Origin of the sequence: Arthrobacter sp. zg-Y20 (assembly GCF_030142075.1) — a bacterium.
In the GTDB taxonomy this organism is placed as follows: domain Bacteria; phylum Actinomycetota; class Actinomycetes; order Actinomycetales; family Micrococcaceae; genus Arthrobacter_B.
This window is the reverse complement of record NZ_CP126241.1, coordinates 2,640,253-2,660,946: the sequence shown is the minus strand read 5'-3', so window position 1 is coordinate 2,660,946 and position 20,694 is coordinate 2,640,253. Positions and strand designations below refer to the sequence as shown.

Annotated in this window: 21 protein-coding genes; 13 read left to right on the top strand and 8 right to left on the bottom strand. The window is 65.2% G+C overall.

The window, feature by feature from the left end; genetic code table 11:
• Positions 1 to 103 precede the first annotated feature (103 nt).
• The 5 genes from QNO06_RS12695 (at position 104) to QNO06_RS12675 (ending at position 6,361) form a co-directional block, all read left to right on the top strand.
• A complete protein-coding gene (locus tag QNO06_RS12695) occupies positions 104 to 1,030 on the top strand; it encodes an ABC transporter permease (RefSeq protein WP_227913595.1) in 927 nt (308 codons plus the stop codon).
• A complete protein-coding gene (locus QNO06_RS12690) occupies positions 1,023 to 1,976 on the top strand; it encodes an ABC transporter permease (RefSeq protein WP_227913596.1) in 954 nt (317 codons plus the stop codon). The genes QNO06_RS12695 and QNO06_RS12690 overlap by 8 nt, the downstream gene beginning before the upstream one ends.
• Positions 1,973 to 3,667, top strand: a complete 1,695-nt coding sequence (locus QNO06_RS12685) for an ABC transporter ATP-binding protein (RefSeq protein ID WP_227913597.1) — start codon at positions 1,973 to 1,975, stop codon at positions 3,665 to 3,667. Before QNO06_RS12690 ends, QNO06_RS12685 begins: the two co-directional genes overlap by 4 nt.
• Before the next feature lie 325 nt (positions 3,668 to 3,992).
• Positions 3,993 to 5,915, top strand: a complete 1,923-nt coding sequence (gene typA, locus QNO06_RS12680; protein ID WP_227913598.1) for a translational GTPase TypA — start codon at positions 3,993 to 3,995, stop codon at positions 5,913 to 5,915.
• 62 nt (positions 5,916 to 5,977) lie between these two features.
• Entirely contained in the window at positions 5,978 to 6,361 is a 384-nt protein-coding gene (locus QNO06_RS12675; protein WP_227913599.1) for a hypothetical protein, read from the top strand.
• 73 nt (positions 6,362 to 6,434) lie between these two features.
• Here the strand turns inward: QNO06_RS12675 and QNO06_RS12670 are convergent, their stop codons facing one another.
• The gene (locus QNO06_RS12670; RefSeq protein ID WP_227913600.1) at positions 6,435 to 6,671 is read right to left on the bottom strand and encodes a putative acetyltransferase; all 237 of its coding nucleotides are present in this window, start codon (positions 6,669 to 6,671) and stop codon (positions 6,435 to 6,437) included.
• A gap of 156 nt (positions 6,672 to 6,827) precedes the next feature.
• Here QNO06_RS12670 and fdxA point away from each other — a divergent pair, with 156 nt between their 5' ends.
• The 3 genes from fdxA (at position 6,828) to QNO06_RS12655 (ending at position 9,806) form a co-directional block, all read left to right on the top strand.
• Positions 6,828 to 7,151, top strand: a complete 324-nt coding sequence (fdxA, locus tag QNO06_RS12665) for a ferredoxin (protein WP_227903680.1) — start codon at positions 6,828 to 6,830, stop codon at positions 7,149 to 7,151.
• Positions 7,148 to 8,329: a succinyldiaminopimelate transaminase gene (gene dapC, locus QNO06_RS12660; protein ID WP_227913601.1), complete on the top strand. Its 1,182-nt coding sequence runs from the start codon at positions 7,148 to 7,150 to the stop codon at positions 8,327 to 8,329. Before fdxA ends, dapC begins: the two co-directional genes overlap by 4 nt.
• 184 nt (positions 8,330 to 8,513) lie before the next feature.
• Positions 8,514 to 9,806: a citrate synthase gene (locus QNO06_RS12655; protein ID WP_227913602.1), complete on the top strand. Its 1,293-nt coding sequence runs from the start codon at positions 8,514 to 8,516 to the stop codon at positions 9,804 to 9,806.
• A gap of 99 nt (positions 9,807 to 9,905) precedes the next feature.
• On the opposite strand, the gene galE is transcribed toward QNO06_RS12655, so the two are convergent.
• From galE to dapD, 3 genes are read right to left on the bottom strand one after another with little or no spacing between them, the layout of a single operon-like run.
• Positions 9,906 to 10,922 carry a UDP-glucose 4-epimerase GalE gene (gene galE / locus QNO06_RS12650; RefSeq protein ID WP_227913603.1) on the bottom strand — a complete coding sequence of 339 codons (1,017 nt, stop codon included), beginning with the start codon at positions 10,920 to 10,922 and terminating at the stop codon, positions 9,906 to 9,908.
• Between the two features lie 55 nt (positions 10,923 to 10,977).
• Positions 10,978 to 11,847 (bottom strand): transglycosylase SLT domain-containing protein, encoded by an 870-nt coding sequence (locus QNO06_RS12645; protein ID WP_227913604.1) that lies wholly within the window; start codon positions 11,845 to 11,847, stop codon positions 10,978 to 10,980.
• A gap of 11 nt (positions 11,848 to 11,858) precedes the next feature.
• Positions 11,859 to 12,839 (bottom strand): 2,3,4,5-tetrahydropyridine-2,6-dicarboxylate N-succinyltransferase, encoded by a 981-nt coding sequence (gene dapD / locus QNO06_RS12640; protein WP_227913605.1) that lies wholly within the window; start codon positions 12,837 to 12,839, stop codon positions 11,859 to 11,861.
• Between the two features lie 33 nt (positions 12,840 to 12,872).
• Between dapD and dapE the strand changes: the two genes are divergently transcribed.
• Positions 12,873 to 13,964: a succinyl-diaminopimelate desuccinylase gene (gene dapE / locus QNO06_RS12635; RefSeq protein WP_227913606.1), complete on the top strand. Its 1,092-nt coding sequence runs from the start codon at positions 12,873 to 12,875 to the stop codon at positions 13,962 to 13,964.
• Positions 13,965 to 14,111: 147 nt separating this feature from the next.
• On the opposite strand, the gene QNO06_RS12630 is transcribed toward dapE, so the two are convergent.
• The 4 genes from QNO06_RS12630 to QNO06_RS12615 all read right to left on the bottom strand — a co-directional run bounded on the left by QNO06_RS12630 (position 14,112) and on the right by QNO06_RS12615 (position 17,489).
• Complete coding sequence (locus QNO06_RS12630) at positions 14,112 to 14,993, bottom strand: amino acid ABC transporter permease (protein WP_227913607.1); 882 nt, start codon at positions 14,991 to 14,993, stop codon at positions 14,112 to 14,114.
• The gene (locus QNO06_RS12625) at positions 14,990 to 15,667 is read right to left on the bottom strand and encodes an amino acid ABC transporter permease (RefSeq protein ID WP_227913608.1); all 678 of its coding nucleotides are present in this window, start codon (positions 15,665 to 15,667) and stop codon (positions 14,990 to 14,992) included. Before QNO06_RS12625 ends, QNO06_RS12630 begins: the two co-directional genes overlap by 4 nt.
• A gap of 101 nt (positions 15,668 to 15,768) precedes the next feature.
• Positions 15,769 to 16,620: a glutamate ABC transporter substrate-binding protein gene (locus tag QNO06_RS12620; protein WP_227913609.1), complete on the bottom strand. Its 852-nt coding sequence runs from the start codon at positions 16,618 to 16,620 to the stop codon at positions 15,769 to 15,771.
• 113 nt (positions 16,621 to 16,733) lie between these two features.
• Entirely contained in the window at positions 16,734 to 17,489 is a 756-nt protein-coding gene (locus QNO06_RS12615) for an amino acid ABC transporter ATP-binding protein (RefSeq protein WP_227913875.1), read from the bottom strand.
• 172 nt (positions 17,490 to 17,661) lie between these two features.
• Here QNO06_RS12615 and QNO06_RS12610 point away from each other — a divergent pair, with 172 nt between their 5' ends.
• Genes QNO06_RS12610 through QNO06_RS12595 form a run of 4 tightly spaced genes read left to right on the top strand, consistent with a single transcriptional unit; the run spans position 17,662 to position 20,653 of the window.
• A complete protein-coding gene (locus QNO06_RS12610) occupies positions 17,662 to 18,432 on the top strand; it encodes an LOG family protein (protein WP_227913610.1) in 771 nt (256 codons plus the stop codon).
• A 31-nt stretch (positions 18,433 to 18,463) separates the two neighbouring features.
• Entirely contained in the window at positions 18,464 to 18,811 is a 348-nt protein-coding gene (locus QNO06_RS12605) for a DivIVA domain-containing protein (RefSeq protein WP_227913611.1), read from the top strand.
• Positions 18,808 to 19,383 (top strand): DNA-3-methyladenine glycosylase I, encoded by a 576-nt coding sequence (locus QNO06_RS12600; protein ID WP_227913612.1) that lies wholly within the window; start codon positions 18,808 to 18,810, stop codon positions 19,381 to 19,383. Before QNO06_RS12605 ends, QNO06_RS12600 begins: the two co-directional genes overlap by 4 nt.
• Positions 19,376 to 20,653, top strand: coding sequence for a hypothetical protein (locus QNO06_RS12595; RefSeq protein ID WP_227913613.1), 1,278 nt, complete (start codon positions 19,376 to 19,378; stop codon positions 20,651 to 20,653). Before QNO06_RS12600 ends, QNO06_RS12595 begins: the two co-directional genes overlap by 8 nt.
• Positions 20,654 to 20,694 lie beyond the last annotated feature (41 nt).

Genomic DNA, 20,694 nt, shown 5'->3' with positions numbered 1-20,694 from the left:
AAAAGGCCGGGCCCCGGCTTGTATTCGGGTTCTTACCCCCAAGAACAGGCATACAAAAAATGCGAGACCACAATCCCCACAAGCTGGCCGGAGGCCACCCCTGATGGCCGGCTACGTCATTCGACGGTTCCTTCAAATGATCCCCGTTTTCTTCGGGGCCACTTTCCTTGTTTACTTCCTGGTGTTTTCCCTTCCGGGCGACCCGATTGCTGCACTCTTCGGAGACAAGCCGGTCAACGAAGCCGTGGCCGCGCAGCTGCGCAGCCAGTACAACCTGGACCAGCCCTTCATCGTCCAGTACCTCCTGTATCTGAAGAACCTGGTCACCTTCGATCTGGGCGTTGACTTCTCCGGCCGCCAGGTGACCGACGTCCTGGCCCAGGCCTTCCCGGTCACGATCCGCCTCGCGATCCTGGCCCTGATCTTCGAAGCTGTCTTCGGCATTGCCTTCGGCCTGATTGCCGGCCTGAAGAAGGGCAAGATCTTCGACAGCACGGTCCTGGTTGTTTCCCTGATCGTGATCGCCATTCCGGTCTTCGTGCTGGGCTTCCTGCTGCAGTTCCTGGTGGGTGTGAAACTCCAGTGGACGTCCCCAACGGTGGGCGGCGATGCCGGGTTTGCGGACCTGATACTGCCGGCGCTTGTGCTCGGCCTGGCGTCCTTCGCCTATGTGCTGCGCCTGACCCGCACCTCGGTGATTGAAAACATGAACGCCGACTACGTTCGCACCGCCACGGCCAAGGGCCTTTCCCGCCCGCGCGTTGTCACGGTGCACATCCTGCGCAACTCGCTGATCCCCGTGGTGACCTTCCTCGGAGCAGACCTGGGTGCGCTGATGGGCGGCGCGATTGTCACCGAAGGCATCTTCAACGTCCCCGGAGTGGGACAGCGACTTTACCAGTCCGTCGTCAGGGGAGAGGGTCCCACGATCGTCTCGATCGTCAGCGTTCTCGTTTTCGTCTACGTGATCGCCAACCTCCTTGTAGACCTCCTGTACGCCTGGCTTGATCCGAGGATCCGTTATGAATAAAGACACCACAAGCATCGAGCACTATGTTGCTCCGCTGGAGGAAACCCCTCTGGCCGCAACCGACAGCGTCAAGGATGACGTGCAGCCGCTGAGCCTTTGGGGGGAGGCCTGGCGGAACCTGCGCCGGCAGCCGCTCTTCATCATCTCGGCGCTGCTGATCCTGCTGATCCTCACCGTGGCAGCCTTCCCGGGCCTGTTCACCAGCGCGTCCCCGGACGAAGGCTGCCTGTTGGATAATTCCGACGGCGGACCCGCCGCCGGGCATCCGCTCGGCTACACCTTCCAGGGCTGCGACGTGTACGCCCGCGTTATCTACGGCGCCCGCGCCTCCGTGCTGGTCGGCCTGCTGACCACCATCGCCGTCGTTATCATCGGCGGAATCCTGGGTGCGCTGGCCGGGTACTACGGCGGCTGGCTGGACGCTGTCCTGGCACGCCTCGGCGACATCTTCTTCGCTCTCCCGCTGATCCTCGGCGCCATCATCATCATGCAGCTGCCCGCGTTCCGCGAGAACCGGACCACCCTGACGGTGGTCTTCACGCTGTTGATCTTCGGCTGGCCCCAGGTTGCCCGCATCACGCGCGGCGCCGTGATCTCGGTCCGCAATGCCGACTTCGTAGTGGCCTCCCGCTCATTGGGCGTCTCGAAGTTCTCGGCGCTGATGAAGCACGTCATCCCGAACTCGATGGCACCGGTAATCGTTATCGCCACCATCTCGCTGGGCACCTTCATTGTTGCCGAGGCCACCCTGTCCTTCCTGGGCATTGGCCTGCCGCCCAGCATCATGTCCTGGGGCAATGACATTTCGGCTGCCCAGACCTCGCTGCGGTCCAATCCGTCAACGCTGCTCTGGCCTGCTGCCGCCCTGTCCATTACCGTGCTGAGCTTCATCATGCTCGGTGACGCGGTCCGTGATGCTCTTGATCCGAAGGCGCGCAAACGATGACCACCAATACTGAAGAAACGGCTGTTCAGCCGCTGCTTGAAATCCGCGACCTTGCCATCACGTTTGCCACGGCAAACGGCGACGTCGAGGCCGTCCGCGATGCTCACCTGACCATCATGCCCGGCGAAACCGTGGCCATTGTGGGGGAGTCCGGTTCGGGCAAGTCGACGACGGCCCTCGCGGCCATCGGCCTGCTTCCAGGCAACGGACGTGTCAGCTCCGGACAGATCCTGTTTGACGGCGAGGATATTTCCAACGCCAGTGCCAAGCGGATCCAGGAACTGCGCGGCAACTCCATCGGCATGGTTCCCCAGGACCCCATGTCCAACCTGAACCCGGTATGGAAGATCGGTTTCCAGGTCAAGGAAACACTGCGGGCCAACGGCCTGCCGCACGCTCCGGCGGATATCGCCAAGGTGCTGGAGCAGGCCGGACTGCCCGACGCCGCGCGCCGGGCCAAGCAGTACCCGCACGAGTTCTCCGGCGGCATGCGCCAGCGCGCGCTGATCGCCATCGGCCTTTCCTGCCGGCCGCGCCTGCTCATTGCCGATGAGCCGACGTCGGCCCTGGACGTTACCGTGCAGCGGCAGATCCTGGACCACCTGGGCACCCTGACCGATGAACTGGGAACAGCAGTACTGCTGATTACGCACGACCTCGGCCTGGCCGCAGAGCGTGCACAGAAGGTAGTGGTGATGTACAAGGGCCGCGTGGTGGAAGCCGGGCCGGCCCTCGAAATCCTCACCAACCCGCGCCACCCCTACACGCGCAAGCTGGTGGAGTCGGCCCCGTCGCTGGCCTCCAAGCGGATTGACTCCGCCAAGAGCCTGGGCCTGCAAAGCGCGGACCTGCTGACCTCCGAAGACGAGGACAAGCTGAAGGCCGCGGACAACGTTATCGAGGTCAAGGACCTGACCAAGGTCTTCAAGCTGCGCAGCGGCATTGGCCGGTCCACGGATTTCACCGCCGTGGACAACGTGTCCTTCAACATCAAGCGCGGCACCACCACGGCCGTGGTGGGCGAGTCCGGTTCGGGCAAGTCAACGGTGGCCCGCATGGTGCTGAACCTGGAGACGCCTACCAGCGGTTCCATCCTGTTCAACGGGGTGGACATGACCACGCTGAACAGCAAGCGCCTGTTCGAGTTCCGCCGCCGGGTGCAGCCGATCTTCCAGGACCCGTACGGTTCCCTGGACCCGATGTACAACATCTTCCGCACCATCGAAGAACCGCTGCGGGTACACAAGATCGGCGACGCCAAGAGCCGCGAGGCCAAGGTCCGCGAACTGCTTGACCAGGTGGCCCTGCCGTCCTCGGTGATGCGCCGCTTCCCGAACGAGCTCTCCGGCGGACAGCGCCAGCGCGTTGCGATTGCCCGCGCGCTGGCACTGGATCCCGAAGTGGTTATCTGCGACGAAGCCGTCTCGGCACTGGACGTGCTGGTGCAGGCCCAGATCCTGAACCTGCTCGCTGACCTGCAGTCGGAATTGGGGCTGAGCTACCTGTTCATCACCCATGACCTGGCCGTAGTGCGCCAGATTGCCGACTACGTCTGCGTGATGGAAAAGGGCAAGCTCGTGGAAACCGGTTCCACGGACGCCGTCTTCGACGCGCCCCAGCAGGCCTACACCCAGGCCCTGCTGGCAGCCATCCCGGGCTCACGCCTGGAACTGCCGCCGGCAGTCGCCTAACAGCGCACCGCAGAACTGCACGGAAGGCGGGGAGCCCCAACGGGTTCCCCGCCTTCTGCGTCTGTGCGACCCAGCTGTGAGACCCCGCTGTGAGACCCCCGCCCTGCCCCGGATTTGCGCCCTCGGTGAAGCCGCATTAGGGCAGACATGGTATTGCGACTAGAATGTTAGCGTGCCCGCTGACGGCGGGGCCTTCGGTGGATTCTGACTGGTGATTGAGCAAGAGATTGAATCAGCATTCGTACAGAACAGCCGGATACGCCGGAGCCCCTCCGGTGGAAAAGAAACACCCCGAACTGATCTCCTATGAATTGAGTCCTCACGCATGTCAGAAACCAACACGGCTGTAAACAGCGCAGTGCGAAGCGACCTCCGCAACGTTGCTATTGTGGCCCACGTTGACCACGGTAAGACGACCCTCGTCGACGCCATGCTGAAGCAGACGAACTCGTTTGCTGCCCACGGAGACGTGGAAGACCGCGTGATGGACTCCGGTGACCTGGAGCGCGAAAAGGGCATCACCATCCTGGCCAAGAACACCACGGTGTTCTACAACGGCCCGGCTGCCAACGGCGAAACCATCACCATCAACGTCATCGACACCCCCGGCCACGCCGACTTCGGCGGCGAGGTCGAGCGCGGCCTGTCCATGGTCGACGGCGTTGTGCTGCTGGTGGACGCCTCTGAAGGCCCGCTGCCCCAGACCCGCTTCGTGCTGCGCAAGGCACTTGCCGCGAAGCTGCCGGTAGTCCTGCTGGTCAACAAGACCGACCGTCCCGATGCCCGGATCGACGAAGTCGTCAGCGAGTCCATGGACCTGCTGCTCGGCCTGGCCTCCGACCTCGCGGACGAAGTTCCGGACCTGGACCTTGACCTGATCCTGAACGTTCCCGTTGTCTACGCCGCAGCCCGCGTCGGTGCTGCTTCCCTGGAGCAGCCGGCCGACGGCGAAGCTCCCGCGAACGACAACCTGGAGCCGCTGTTCCAGACCATCCTGGAGCACATCCCCGCTCCCACGTACGATCCCGAAGGCGTCCTCCAGGCGCACGTTACCAACCTGGACGCCTCGCCGTTCCTGGGCCGCCTGGCCCTGCTGCGTATCTTCAACGGCACCCTGCGCAAGGGCCAGATGGTTGCATGGGCCCGCCACGACGGAACCATGAAGACCGTCAAGATCACCGAACTGCTGGCCACCAAGGCTTTGGACCGTGTTCCCACCGAATCCGCCGGCCCCGGTGAAATTGTCGCCGTCGCCGGCATCGAGGACATCACCATTGGTGAAACCCTCACCGACGTGGACAACCCCAAGCCGCTGCCGCTGATCACCGTGGATGACCCCGCCATCTCCATGACCATCGGTATCAACACCTCGCCGCTCGCCGGCCGGGTCAAGGGTGCCAAGGTCACGGCCCGCCAGGTCAAGGACCGCCTCGACAAGGAACTGATCGGCAACGTGTCGCTGAAGGTCCTTCCGACCGAGCGTCCGGACGCCTGGGAAGTACAGGGCCGCGGCGAGCTCGCCCTGGCCATCCTGGTGGAGCAGATGCGCCGCGAAGGCTTCGAACTGACTGTCGGCAAGCCGCAGGTCGTCACCAAGCTCATTGACGGCAAGGTCAATGAGCCGATGGAACACATGACCATCGACGTACCCGAGGAATACCTCGGAGCCGTCACGCAGCTGATGGCAGTCCGCAAGGGCCGCATGGTCAACATGGCGAACCACGGCACCGGCTGGGTCCGCATGGAATTCATCGTCCCCGCCCGCGGCCTGATCGGCTTCCGCACCAAGTTCCTGACGGAAACCCACGGCGCAGGCATCTCCTCGTCCATCGCCGAGGGCTACGAGCCGTGGGCCGGTCCGATCGAATACCGCACCAACGGTTCGCTGATCTCCGACCGCTCCGGCGTCGTTACCCCGTTCGCCATGATCAAGCTGCAGGAACGCGGTTCCTTCTTCGTGGAGCCCACTTCCGAGGTTTACGAAGGCATGATCGTCGGCGAGAACTCCCGCGCCGATGACATGGACGTGAACATCACGAAGGAAAAGCAGCTCACCAACATGCGTGCTGCGTCCTCGGACACCTTCGAGAACCTGACACCGCCGCGGAAGCTCACCCTGGAAGAGTCGCTCGAATTCGCCCGTGAGGACGAATGCGTCGAGGTCACTCCGGAATCGATCCGCATCCGCAAGCTGGTCCTGAACGCCAACGACCGTGCGAAGGCCAACCGCGCACGCGCCAAGGCCTAGTCATCACCGCAACGGCCGACACCGGCAAGAGGCCCCCGCGTTGGCGGGGGCCTCTGGTCGCCGTGCTGGGCGGAATCACGGCGGCTGTCCTCGGCACCTCGCTGCATAACCAAGTGGTGTATGCCGGCGACACCGGGCTTCCGGTCGGCGCAGTGCTGGCGGTGGTGTTCAGCTGCGCTGTGGCGCTGCTGGCCGGCCTTTGGCAGCGCAGCGCAGCGGTCAGTGCCGCCGCCGGCGTCATCACGTATCTGCTGCTGGGGCTGTTCTCCCTGGACCTGCTCAACGAGGCCCCGCTGATCGTGACCGGCGCTGCTGCCGAGGAGCAGCCGCCCGTTGTTACAGCGGGACTGGTGTGGCTGTTCGGCCAGGCGGTAGCCACGGTTGGCGCTGTCCTGGCCTGCACCCGGGTGCTCGCCCGGGACCGGGCCGCCGCCAAGGCTGCCTAGCGCAGCCGGAAAAGCGTGTAAGAGCGGCAAAGGCCGCCGGAACAACTGTTCCGGCGGCCTTTGCTGTTTTTTCTCAGGACCTGCGGGGAGCGCGGCGCGGGGGAGGCGGCGGCACGGTTTTGGCGGCCGTGACCAGCGGGTAGGCAATAACGACGTCGCCGCGCCGGGTCGCTACTGTGCATTCGGTATCGCCCACGGCCCCCAGTGTGCCCAGGGCGTCGGTGAAACCGCCGTCGATCCGGTAGCGCACCACCACGCGGACCCCCGGCTGCAGGCTGCGCAGCAGGGCTGCCGGTTCGGAAAAGTTCATTGAACCATCCTATGCGGCGGGTCCCAGACCGGACCCGGGCCGTGCGCCGGGCCGTCCCGGCTGGGAGATAATGGCTTCGGCTACTAACGTGGAACCAACACCCAGCGGAACCGCCGGCATCCGGCAGGCGGGACGCAGATCAGGAAGGCAAGGGACGTGACGTACGTAATTGCGCAGCCGTGCGTAGATGTGAAAGACAAGGCATGTATCGAAGAATGCCCCGTGGACTGCATCTACGAAGGTGAACGCTCCCTCTACATCCACCCGGACGAATGCGTGGACTGTGGCGCCTGTGAACCTGTATGCCCGGTAGAGGCCATTTACTACGAGGATGACACCCCGGAGGAATGGGCCGACTACTACAAGGCCAACGTCGAGTTCTTTGATGACCTGGGATCCCCGGGCGGTGCGGCCAAGGTGGGCAACACCCATAAGGACCACCCCATCATCGCTGCCCTGCCTCCGCAGAACCAGGCATGAGCCCGGCAGGATCAAGGGCCTTCGGGCTCGACCTGCCGGAATACCCCTGGGACGCCATGGCCCCGTACCAGCGACGGGCCGCAGAGCACCCTGAGGGTGCCGTGAACCTCTCCATCGGCACGCCCGTTGACCCGACCCCCGCCGTCGTCCGCGAAGCCCTCAGCGCCGCCGCTGACGCGCCGGGTTACCCCACCACCCACGGCACCGCAGACCTGCGGAACGCAGTGGTCGAGTGGTTCGCCCGGCGGCGCGGGGTGCCGGGCCTGGACCCGGCGGACGTGCTGCCCACCATCGGCTCCAAGGAACTGGTGGCCTGGCTGCCGTTGCTGCTGGGGCTGGGGGAGGGGGACGTTGTGGTCCGCCCCGTGGTTGCCTATCCCACCTACGACATGGGGGCGGTCTTTGCCGGGGCGACGGCGGTGGCCGCCGACAACCTTGACGAACTGGACGGGGAAACCCGTTCCCGCGTGCGGCTGATCTGGGTGAACTCCCCGGGCAACCCCACCGGCATTGTGCGGACTGCGTCCTCGCTGCGCACCCTGGTGGAGCAGGCCCGGGAAATCGGCGCCGTGGTGGCCTCCGATGAGTGTTATGCCGAACTGGGCTGGGGCCCCTGGGACCCCGCACGCGGCGGTGAACCGGTGCCCAGCATCCTTGACCCCCGCGTCAGCGGCGGCAGCAGCAATTCCCTGCTCGCCGTGTACTCGCTGAGCAAGCAGTCCAACGTGGCCGGCTACCGGGCGGCGTTCACCGCCGGCGATCCGGCGATCATCGCCAATATGGTCAACAGCCGCAAGCATGCCGGAATGATTGTCCCTGCCCCGGTGCAGGCTGCCATGGCGGCAGCACTGCGCGACGACGAGCATGTGGCCCAGCAGAAGGACCGTTACCGGGCCCGCCGCGAACAGCTGGTCCCGGCGCTGGAGGGCTTCGGGTTGAAGATCGAGCATTCCGAGGCCGGCCTGTACCTGTGGGCAACCGCCGGTGAAGACACGTGGACAACGGTCTCCCGTTTCGCGGACCTGGGAATTGTTGTTGGTCCCGGTGTTTTCTACGGTGATGCCGGTGCAGGATATGTCCGCATTGCGTTGACCGGTTCGGATGCCGATATCCGTGCCGCGGCGGACCGGCTCTTGGCCGCGGCGGAATTGGACCGCGGGCGGCCCCGGCAGGAATAGTATTAGGCACTGCACCGGAATACCGTCCGTGCCTATGTTGCGCTTGTACAACGGTGCCCGTACCGATTAGTGGTAAGGGCACTGATACCGGTAGCGTTTTAGCGAAATAGTTTAGCGGAATGCACTATGTCCCGTCGGAAGCGGCTACATAGCGGCGGTTTCGAAAACTCCTAAAGGAGACTTAATGACTGAGCAACCCAGTGCCAAGCTTCAGTACGGGGCAAACCCGGAAGACGAGCTTGTGCTGCCCCGCGTTGCCGCAGCGGAGGGAAACGACGGACTCGACGTTTCCAAGCTGCTGAAGCAGACCGGCACCGTTACGTTCGACCCCGGGTTCATGAACACCGCGGCCACCACATCCGCCATCACGTACATCGACGGCGACCAGGGGATCCTGCGCTACCGCGGCTACCCGATTGAGCAGCTGGCCAAGCACTCGAGCTTCCTCGAGACGTCTTACCTGCTGATCTACGGGGAACTGCCGACGCCCGCCGAGCTGGAGAACTTCGACCAGCGGATCCGCCGCCACACCCTGCTGCACGAAGACCTCAAGGGCTTCTTCGGCGGCTTCCCCCGCGACGCCCACCCGATGCCGGTGCTGTCCTCGGCCGTGAGCGCGCTGTCCACGTTCTACCAGGACTCGCTGGACCCGTTCGACGAAGAACAGGTGGAACTGTCCACCGTCCGGCTGATGGCCAAGCTGCCGGTCATTGCTGCGTACGCGCACAAGAAGTCCATCGGCCAGCCGATGCTCTACCCGGACAACTCCATGAACCTGGTGGAGAACTTCATGCGGCTCTCCTTCGGCCTGCCGGCCGAGCCGTATGAAATCGATCCGGACCTGGTGAAGGCCCTGGACCTGCTGCTGATCCTGCACGCGGACCACGAGCAGAACTGCTCCACCTCCACTGTGCGCCTGGTCGGCAGCTCCAACGCGAACATGTTCGCGTCCGTCTCCGCCGGCATCAGTGCACTCTTCGGCCCGCTGCACGGCGGCGCGAATGAAGCAGTGCTGAACATGCTCCGCGACATCCAGGCCACGGGCATGCAGCCGGAAACCTTCATGGAGAAGGTCAAGAACAAGGAAGACGGCGTGAAGCTCATGGGCTTCGGGCACCGCGTCTACAAGAACTACGATCCGCGGGCGAAGATCGTCAAGGCCACCGCCCACGAAATCCTGTCCAAGCTCGGCGGCAACGACGAGCTGCTGGATATCGCCATGCGCCTGGAAGAGAAGGCCCTGGCCGATGATTACTTCATCGAGCGCAAGCTGTACCCGAACGTCGACTTCTACACCGGCCTCATTTACAAGGCCATGGGCTTCCCGGAGAAGATGTTCACCGTCCTCTTCGCCATCGGCCGCCTGCCGGGCTGGATTGCCCAGTGGCGCGAAATGATGCAGGATCCCCAGACGAAGATCGGCCGCCCGCGCCAGCTGTACACGGGCGCCCCCGAGCGGAACTACCCGCAGCGCTGATTGTTCCGGCCGTAAAACGCCAAAAGAGAAGGTCCCCGGATGTTTCCGGGGACCTTCTCTTTTGGTGTTTCGGCGGATTCGGTCCGTCCAGCTGAACCGCTAGGACGCGGCGTAACCCTCGGGGTTGTTCTTCTGCCAGCGCCAGTGGTCCTCGCACATGGTGGCCAGGCTGCGCTCGGCACGCCAGCCCAGGTCCGCGTGCGCTGCGGAGGGATCGGCGTAGCTGACGGCGGCGTCGCCTGGACGGCGGGCCGCGAACTCATAGGGGACATCCCGGCCCGCGGCAGCGGAGAACGCGGTGAGGACCTCGAGGACGGAGGACCCGTTGCCGGTGCCCAGGTTCCAGCGGTGCACTCCGCCGTTGCCGGCCAGGAAGTTCAGGGCGGCGAGGTGGCCCGCTGCCAGGTCCACCACATGGATGTAGTCGCGGACACCCGTGCCGTCCGGGGTGGGGTAGTCATTGCCGAAGACCATGACCTTCTCCCGGCGGCCCACGGCCACCTGCGCCACGAACGGCAGCAGGTTGTTGGGGATGCCGGTGGGATCTTCACCGATCCGGCCCGATTCGTGCGCACCGGCAGGGTTGAAGTAACGCAGCAGCGCAATGTTCCACCGGCCGTCGGCGGCGCCCAGATCACTGAGGATGTCTTCGATCTGTTCCTTGGTGCGGCCGTAGGGATTGACGGCGTCCATGGGGGAGTCCTCGGTCAGCGGGACCTCCTCAGAGGCACCGTACACGGTGGCGGAGGAGCTGAAGACCAGGGTGCGGACGTTGTGCCGGTCCATGGCCCGCAGCAGGTTGATGGTGCCCACCACGTTGTTGTGGTAGTAGTACAGGGGCTTGGCTACGGATTCGCCCACGGCCTTGAGCCCGGCGAAGTGGATAACCGCGTCAATGGCGGCGCCGTTGAAGACCGTTTCCAGCGCTGCTTCGTCCAGCAGATCCGCCTTCACGAACTCGGCCTTGCGGCCGCTCAGCTCCTGGACCCTGCGAAGCGACTCCTCGCTGGAGTTCATCAGGTTGTCCAGGACCACCACGTCATGGCCTGCTTCAAGCAGGGCAAGCGTGGTGTGGGATCCGATATAGCCGGTGCCACCGGTGACTAGAATACGCATGCCCTTAGCCTAATCGGTCGGTCGCCGGGTTCCCCATCCGGCGGTCCGGCGTGCCCTATTCCTCGGGGACGCTGTAGGCGGTGACGGCAACCTGGCCGGCGTCCGCAGAAGACTGCTCCCACACGGAACTGCCCAGCTGCCAGGTGCGTCCGTCGTAGGCCACCGACTCGATGCCGAGCAGTTGGGCATTTGCCACGAACCACTGCGCAACGGACCAGCCGTAGGTTCCCTCGACGTCGGCCAGGTACAGCGGGCCGAGCACCGAGCCGTTCAGCGGACCGTAGATTTCCTCGACGGCGGACGCGCTGGCGCCGGCATCGGCGGAAACCGACGGCGGGCGCAGGGTGCAGGACAACGCGGCAGGGGTCTGCCCGGTAAGGGCGGAGGCGAACGCCCGGGCAGGTCCTTCGTGTTTGGCGTATGCCTCGGGGAAAGCACTGCGCTGGACGGCCTGGGCGGCGTCGGTAATCGTCAGGTCCAGGTATCCCGGCACCTTCTCCAACCCGTTGTAGAAGGCATTGGCGGCATACACGGGGTCCATGACCTGCTCTTCACTGCCCCAGCCCTGGCTGGGACGCTGCTGGAACAGGCCGCGGGAGTCCGGGCCGGCGTCGTCCCCGTAATCCAAGTTGCGCAGCCCGGATTCCTGCATGGCGGTGGCCAGTGCAATGGACACGGCTCGCGGCGGCAGGCCGCGGGTCACCGCCACACCGGAAATGATCGAGGCATTGCGTGCCTGTTCCAGGGTCAGCGAGTATTCCGCTCCGCCCACCGACGCGATGCAGCGTTCGGTAATGACGGGGGTATGTTTTTTGCCGTTCAGGGCCGCCACCGCGAAGAGCGAGACGAACGCGGCCAGGCACAGCCCCAGCAGCAGGACCAGGAGCCGGAAGCTGCGGGTCTCATGCTGCTGGAGCCGTTGCATGCCGGTGCCGCTTAGTTCGCGTGCAGCGCGGAATTCAGCTCCACGGTGCGTCCGTTGCGGGGCAGGGCCTGGACGGCACCGGTCACCGAGTCACGGCGGAACAGCAGGTTGGGCACGCCGGACAGCTCGGCGGCCTTCACCTGCCGGGGCTCCCCGCCGCCGAGCACCGTGACGCGGGTACCGGCCGTGACGTACAGGCCTGCCTCCACCACGCTGTCGTCGCCGATGCTGATGCCCACACCGGAGTTCGCGCCCAGCAGCACGCGCTCACCGAGGGTGATTTTTTCCTTGCCGCCGCCGGACAGCGTGCCCATGATCGAGGCACCGCCGCCGACGTCGGTGCCGTCGCCGACCACCACGCCGGCCGAAATCCGGCCTTCCACCATGGAGGTGCCCAGCGTTCCGGCGTTGAAGTTCACGAAGCCTTCGTGCATAACGGTGGTGCCTTCAGCCAGGTGCGCGCCGAGGCGTACCCGCCCGGCGTCGGCTATGCGCACACCCGCTGGGAGCACGTAGTCGGTCATGCGGGGGAACTTGTCCACGCCGAAGACCGTCACCGGCCCGCGGCTGCGCAGCCGCAGCCGCACGGCGTCAAAGTCCGCGACGGCGCAGGGTCCGTAATTGGTCCAGACCACGTTGGGCAGCGAGCCGAAGATCCCGTCCAGGTTGATGGTGTTGGGGCGGACCAGGCGGCTGGAGAGCAGGTGCAGGCGCAGGTAGGCGTCGGCGGTGCCGGCTGGTGCGGCATCGAGGTCAATCCTGGTGTCCAGCACTTCGCCGTGCGTGCCGCGGATCCCGTCGGCCATCGCCTCGGCGGCGGCCTCCAGTTCACTGTGCAGGGCGGAGTCCGCGGCGGACTCTCCGAGAACCGGGCGGGGGAACCATACATCGAGCACCGCGCCGTCGGCGGCAACCGTGGCGAGGCCGAGGCCGGAGGCAGTGCGGGAGTCCGTGCTTGCTTCAGTGGGGGCTGGGGCAGGGCTTGAAGTCATGGGCCCCAGTCTACCGAGCGGTACTGTGGGAAGGTGACCGAAACTGACACAACTTCCCTGGACCTGACCGACGACGTAGCCCGGCTGACGGCAGTCCTGATGGATTTCGAGAGCGTCTCGGGCAATGAAAAGGCCCTCGCCGACGCCGTCGAAACGGCATTGCGCGCCTACCCGCACCTGGAGGTGTCACGGGACGGGGATTCCGTGGTGGCCCGGACCAATCTTGGCCGGACAGAGCGGGTCATCCTCGCCGGCCACCTGGATACCGTGCCCCTGCCGACGGTGCCCGGATCACGGGGAACCGTGCCGTCCTCCCGGGACGGCGACGTCCTGTACGGCCGCGGTGCCACGGACATGAAGGGCGGGGTTGCGGTGCAGTTGGCGCTGGCCGCTGCACTCACCGAACCCACCCGGGACGTCACCTACGTTTTCTACGACCATGAAGAAGTCGAGGCCTCCCTCAGCGGGCTGGGCCGGCTGGCCGTCAGCCATGCGGACTGGCTGAAGGCCGATTTCGCCATCCTATTGGAGCCCACCAACGGCACTGTGGAAGGCGGCTGCAACGGCACCATGCGGTTCCATGCCACCACCGCCGGGCGGGCTGCGCATTCGGCGCGGGCCTGGATGGGAGAGAACGCCATCCACGGCGCGGCCGAAATCCTGGTGCGGCTGCGGGACCACTCGCCGGCCACCGTGTCCGTGGAAGGCCTGGACTACCGCGAATCCCTGAACGCCGTACGGATTTGGGGCGGTACGGCGGGCAACGTTATTCCCGATGCCGCCACGGTGGAGATCAACTACCGCTTCGCCCCGGACAAAACCGTGGATGAGGCCGAAGCCTACGTGCGGGACCTGCTGGCCGGTTTCGACCTGGTCCGCACCGACGCCGCCGCCGGCGCCCGCCCGGGACTGACCCTGCCCGCCGCCGCCAGCTTTGTGGCCGCCGTCGGGGCCGAGCCCAAGCCCAAGTATGGCTGGACCGACGTCGCCCGGTTCAGTGAACTGGGCATCCCGGCGGTGAACTTCGGGCCCGGCGATGCTCTGCTGGCCCACACGGACAACGAGCATGTGCATGCCGGTGCGATCCGGGACTGCCTGGCCGCGCTGCGGTCCTGGTTGGGCTAAGCGGCAGCGCCGCCCTGACACCGGAGGAACACAGAAGGGTCGGGGAACACGCAAGGGTCGGGGAACACAAAAGGGGAGGACAGGCGATGCCTGTCCTCCCCTTTTTCTTGTGCGTGCTGGGCTACCGGGCTGGGCTACCGGGCTGGGCTACCGGGCACCGGCCGGGGCTTCGACGCCCTCAGGTTCAATGGTGTCTTCAATCTTGAGGAGCTTGCCGGCACGTGCCCCCAAACGCCGGGAGAGGCGCTGGGCGGCGAACGTCAGCAGGAAGTTCAGGAGGATGAAGATGGCCGCGGTGACCAGCAGGGCCGGCAGGATGTTGCCCTCGCCGGAAGCGAGGCGGCGGGCATTTTCGAGCAGTTCGGTGTAGCCGATGAAGGTACCCAGTGCGGAATCCTTGAGGATCACCACGAACTGGCTCAACAGAGCCGGCAGCATCGCAACCAGCGCCTGCGGAATCTCGATGCTCCGCAGCGACTGGCCCGGCGTGAGGCCGATGGCCAGGCCGGCTTCGCGCTGGCCCTTGGGCAGGCCGAAGACACCGGAGCGGACCAGTTCGGCAATCACCGAACCGTTGTACAGGGTCAGCGCAATGACTACTGCCCAGAAGGGAACCTGAGCCGGGTCCACGGACGTGGACTTGGAGAGGAACTGGTAGAAGAACACCATCATCAGCAGCACTGGCACGGCCCGGAAGAATTCCACCACAATGCTGCAGGCCCAGTTCAGCGGCTTGAAGGGGGAGAGCCTGCCGATGCCGAAGAGCAGGCCGAAAACAATGGATGCCACGACGGCAACGGCTGCGGCCTTCAGCGTGGAGAGCAGGCCGGGCAGCAGGTAGAACTGCCAAGTGCTCCACTCAAGGAACGGCGTCCACTTGGCTGCTTCGAACTGGCCCTTGTCCGCCAGCGCCGAAACCACCAGCCACAGCAGTCCGAGGACCAGCAGTACACCAAGGATGTTTGCGAACATGATGGTCCGCCGGGCGCGGGGCCCCGGGGCATCAAACAGGACGTTCTGTGTGCTCATCGTGCCACCGCCAGTTTCTTCGAGGCCCAGGTGGTGAGCAGGCCAATGGGGATAACGATGATGACGTACCCGATGGCGAAGGTCAGGAAGATCTGCGTCATGAGGTTGGGGTAGAACTCGATCATGGTTTTCATGGTGCTGGAGGTCTCCACGGCTACGCCCGCCGTGGCGGCCACGGTGGTGTTCTTGACCAGGGCGATCAGCACGTTGCCCATGGGGGCAATGGCTCCCCGGAAGGCCTGCGGCATGATGATGATCCGTGCCGCAGGCAGGAAGCCCAAACCGATGGCCCGGGCGGCTTCAGCCTGCCCCATGGGGACGGTGTTCACGCCGCTGCGGATGGCTTCGCAGAAGAAAGCCGCGTGATAGATGGTCAGCGAGAGTACCGCCAGCCGGAAGAAGTTGGTGGTGAAGTCCGTGGACAAGCTGATATTCAGCTGCGACCAGAGCGCAAGCGAACCGAAAACCATGATGATGGTCAGCGGTGTGTTCCGGAAGATATTCACGTAGGCGGCACCGAACCATCGCAGGCTGGGGATCGGCGAGATCCGCATCAGTGCCAGAACGGTGCCGAGTATCAGCGACCAGAGAGCCGCCCAGAACGTGAGCTGGATGTTGACCCAGAAAGCGCCGACGACGTCGTACTGCTCGAAGAGGGCAGTAAAACCCTCCATGTTTCACCTCTTTATGGTGGACGAAGCCCGGGCCGGGAAAGCGGGTGGCTTTCCCGGCCGCGGGGTGGAACGGAAGGTGCCGCAGCACCTTGTGGAACTGGTTAGGCGCAGGCGTCCATCTTCGGCGGGTTCAGCTCTGCGTTGAAGGTGTAGTCGGCACCCTCGGTGTTCTTCTTGATGGCTTCTTCCCAGGCACCGTCGTCGATCATCTTGGTGATCGCGGCGTTGATGTCCTCACACTTGACGATCCCGCCTTCCTTCGGCAGGCCCACACCGTACTTCTCCTCGGAGAACGTGTTGCCGACAACCTTGAAGTTGCCCTTGTTGGCGTCCGTGGAGGCCAGGCCGGCGAGGATGATGTCGTCAGTGGTCACGGCGTCGATCTGGCCGCCCTGCATGGCAGTCACGCACTCGGCGTAGCTCGGCTGCTCCAGCAGGTTCACGCCCGCGGCGTAGTTGTCCTTGATCTTCTGCGCGGAGGTGGAACCGGTGACCGAGCACAGGTTCTTGCCTTCCAGGTCCTCGGGGCCGGAGATGTCACTGTCGGAGGGGACCAGGAGGTCCTGGCCGGCCACGAAGTACGGACCGGCGAAGGCCACCTTTTCCTTGCGGGTGTCCGTGATGGAGTAGGTCGCGAAGATCATGTCCAGCTGGTCGTTCTCGAGCATGTTCTCGCGCTGGGCGGAGGGGCTGGAAATGAACTCGATCTGGTCTTCGGGGTAGCCCAGTTCGTTGGCAACGTACTTGGCGACGTCCACGTCGAACCCGGTGTACTCGCTGCCGTCCTTGAAGCCCAGGCCCGGCTGGTCGAACTTGATGCCGATGCGGATTTTCTCGCCGGCGGATTCGGAGCTGCCGGACCCGGACTCGGAACCGGAATCGCTGCCGCAGGCGGACAGGGTAAGGGCTGCAACGGCAGCAATGGCTGCCGCCGCGTAACGGGTCTTGCGCATGATTTCTCCTTGCATTGCGGTGTCCCGGTGAACGGGGCACCTAGCCTCATAAGGATTTCCCCCAACTGGTGAAACCCCGGTACTGCGGTACTGCCGGTGGTGCGGTGAACTCGCTAGTGCGAGAGGATCTTGCCGAGGAAGTCCTTGGCCCGGTCGCTCTTGGGATTGGTGAAGAACTCCTCCGGGGTGGCTTCTTCGATGATCTGGCCGTCGGCCATGAAGATCACGCGGTCCGCTGCCTTGCGGGCGAAGCCCATCTCATGGGTGACCACCACCATGGTCATGCCGTCCTTGGCCAGTTCCACCATGGTGTCGAGGACCTCGTTGATCATTTCCGGGTCCAGGGCCGAGGTGGGCTCGTCGAAGAGCATCACCTTGGGTTTCATGGCCAGCGCGCGGGCAATGGCCACGCGCTGCTGCTGGCCGCCGGAAAGCTGCGCCGGCAGTTTGTTGGCCTGGTTGGCTACGCCTACGCGTTCGAGCAGGGACATGGCCAGTTTCTTGGCTTCAGCCGGCTTGGATTTGCGGACCTTCACCGGTCCCAGTGCCACGTTGTCCACGATCGACTTGTGGGCGAACAGGTTGAAGGACTGGAAGACCATTCCGACGTCGGCGCGGAGCTTCGCCAGTGCGCGGCCTTCGGCCGGCAGGACGGCGCCGTCAACGGTGATTTCGCCGTCGTCGATGGTCTCCAGGCGGTTGATGGCGCGGCACAGCGTCGACTTGCCGGATCCCGAGGGGCCGATCACGACGACGACCTCGCCGCGGGCAATGTCGAGATTGATGTTCTGCAGGACGTGGAGGTCCCCGAAATGCTTGTTTACGTTCTTCAGCGAAACAAGCGGTGCAGCGGATTCAGGCGCGGACATGCCTGCGGATGTGTCACTGGTCATAAGGAAAATCTAACCAGACATTGTTGCCAGTATGTGTCACGTGCCACGTCGACGGGAAATTGTGACGTAAGAGCAATCAAACCCGGACCTTGAGATCCGATGCGGCCAAGCTCGTTGCCAGCAGCGGGATGGCGGTTAGCCTAGAGGCATGCCTATCAGCGAAGACCCCCGTTCCACGTCCCCGGACCGCCCGCGCAAGCGGGGGATGGTGGAACTGCGCCGGGGTGCGGCCCTGACGCCGCAGTCGGACCGTTTCCTGCTGGACTCCGCCGACGCGACGCATTTCACCCACACCGACCCCTGGCGGGTGCTGCGGATCCAGAGCGAGTTCGTGGAGGGATTCGGCACCCTGTCCGAGCTTGGGCCTGCCGTCAGCGTTTTCGGTTCCGCCCGGAGCGTGCCCGGCTCGCGGTACTACAAGCTCGGTGAAGAAGTGGGCAGGCTGCTCGCTGAAGCCGGGCTGGCCGTGATTACCGGCGGCGGACCCGGATCGATGGAAGCGGCCAACAAGGGTGCCGTGGGAGCAGACGGGCTGTCCGTAGGCCTGGGCATCGAACTGCCCTTTGAAACCGGCCTGAACGAGTGGGTGGACCTGGGCGTCAACTTCCGGTACTTCTTTGTGCGCAAGACCATGTTCGTGAAGTACGCGCAGGGCTTTATTGTGCTGCCGGGCGGGTTTGGCACGTTGGATGAACTGTTTGAGGCAATGACCCTGGTCCAGACACAAAAAGTCACGTCCTTCCCGATTGTGCTGGTCGGCTCCGACTTCTGGAATCCGCTGCTGGACTGGGTCCGGGACAGCCTGCTCGCGGAGGGCATGGTGTCCGAGACTGACCTCAGGCTCCTGCACGTGGTGGACGATCCCTCCGAAGCGGTCCGGCTGATGATCAACGACAGCGCCGGGCACGTCGCGCCCTAGGGGCATCGGGGGCATCTGGCACCATGGTCGTGTGACACTCCTCCTGGTTTTCCTAGCCATTGCCGTCCTGGGCCTGGCGGCCGTACTCGGTGCGGGCAGATTGCGGGCCGGCAGTCCTGCCGAAGCCGCAGCGGACGCTGTACAGGGCCTGCCGGAGCCGGATCCCCGCCTGCCGCCGGTCCTGCTGCCCGAACACCCCGACGCCGGTGACGTGGGCGGGCTCCGGTTCTCCGTTGCCCTGCGCGGCTACCGGATGGACCAGGTGGACGCGGTCCTGGACCGGCTGGCGGAAGCCCTGGCGGCACGCGATGCGAAGATCAGCGCGTTGGAAGCAGGCGCGCGGGAAACAGGCACCGCCCCGGACGGGGACAGGGAATGAGCGCGGTGCCGGGCCCGGACGGACTGGCGCGCTGCGGCTGGGCGCTGGCCACCGAGGACTACATGCACTACCACGACACCGAATGGGGCCGCCCGGTGGTGGGCGAGGCGGCGCTCTTTGAACGGCTGAGCCTGGAGGCCTTCCAGTCCGGACTGAGCTGGATCACCATCCTGCGCAAGCGCGAAGCTTTCCGGGCCGCCTTCGCCGGGTTTGATCCCGTGCGCGTGGCGGCGTTCGACGACGGCGACCGGGCCCGCCTGATGGCCGACACCGGCATTGTGCGCAACGCGGCCAAGATCGACGCGGTGATCGGCAACGCCCGGGCACTGCTGGCACTGCCGGAGGGGGAGAGCCTCTCCGGCCTCCTGGCCGGATACCGTGCCCCGGACGGGCGGCCCGCACCGCAGACGGCCGCCGATATCCCGGCCATCACCCCTGAATCCACGGCACTGGCCAAGGACCTGAAAAAACGCGGGTTCCGGTTTGTCGGACCAACAACCGCCTATGCAATGCTCCAGGCCACCGGATACGTCAATGACCATCTGGCCGGATGCTGGGTGCGCAATGGCTGAGGAATCCGGAGACCACAGCGCTGTTGATGGGCGCACGGAGGGCCCCGGCGGCAGTGCACCCTCGCCGGCCGGGCAGCTGGCCGGCCTGGCGGGTCGGGCGGCCGGCACCCTGGCCCGGTGGCCCTGGTACGCGCAGGTCCTGGCCCTGTGGGCCGCGGCCCGCCTGTTCTCGGCCGCTGTGCTGGTTGCCGCGGCCCGCTTCCAGCCGGCCGGGCCCTGGGGCGAGGCGTCGCCGTCGTACGGGGAGTTCATCAACATCTGGGACGCCCAGTGGTATTCAAGGATCTACGAAGACGGATACCCCGCTGCTGTGCCCCGGGACCCTACCGGAAAAGCGCAGGAAAACGAGTGGGCGTTCTACGCGTTGTTCCCCGTGCTGGTCCGTGGCCTCGACGCCCTCACCGGGCTGGGGTGGAACGTGCTGGCACCGGTTGCCGCCACCTTGGCGGGCTTCGCCGCCGCGCTGGTGGTCTACCGGCTGTTCCGGCTGCGGGCACAACACGGGACCGCAATGTGGGGCCTGGCGTTTGTGGCCGTGTTTCCCGTGTCGCCCATCCTGCAGGTTCCCTATGCCGAATCCCTGAATTTGCTGCTGCTGGCCGCAGCCCTGTACCTGCTGGTTTCCCGCCGTTACCTCACCGCCATTCCGGTGGTGGTCCTGATGTGCCTGTCGCGGCCGGTGGGGGTGCCCTTTGCGCTCGCCGTCGGGCTGGTGTTCGTGGTGCGCTTGGCGCGCCGCCGGCACACGGAACCGGCACCCGGGCAGGCCTGGCGGCTGGTTGCCCTGACAGCCGTGTCCGGAGTATCGGCACTGGCCTGGCCGGCGATCGCCTGGGCCTTTACCGGGGACCTGCGGGCGTACACGGACACCGAGAGTGCCTGGCGGTACGGAGACCTGATCCCGTTTAAGCCGTGGCTGACCATGTCGCAGCACCTGTTTGGTTCAGTCTTCGGACCGGTGCTGCTGGCGGTTCTGGTGCTGGCCGCCGCGGTTTACCTTTCGTCAGCGTCCGTGCGCCGCCTGGGACTGGAACTTCAGCTTTGGTGCGCCAGCTACGTGCTTTATCTGCTGGTATTCCTGAATCCGCAAACCAGCACGTTCCGACTGCTGCTGCCCCTGTTCCCGCTGGCCCTTTCCACCGCTTGGCTCAGCCGCTCCAGGGCCTACCGCGGAGCGGTCGCTGCAGCCTTCGCCGTCCTGCAGATTGTGTGGGTTGTTTGGCTATGGAGGTGGACGGAATTACCCGGCGGAGGGGACTATCCACCCTGAGTTGTGGCGCGCAACACACGAAATTTCGTTTGCCCGGTACT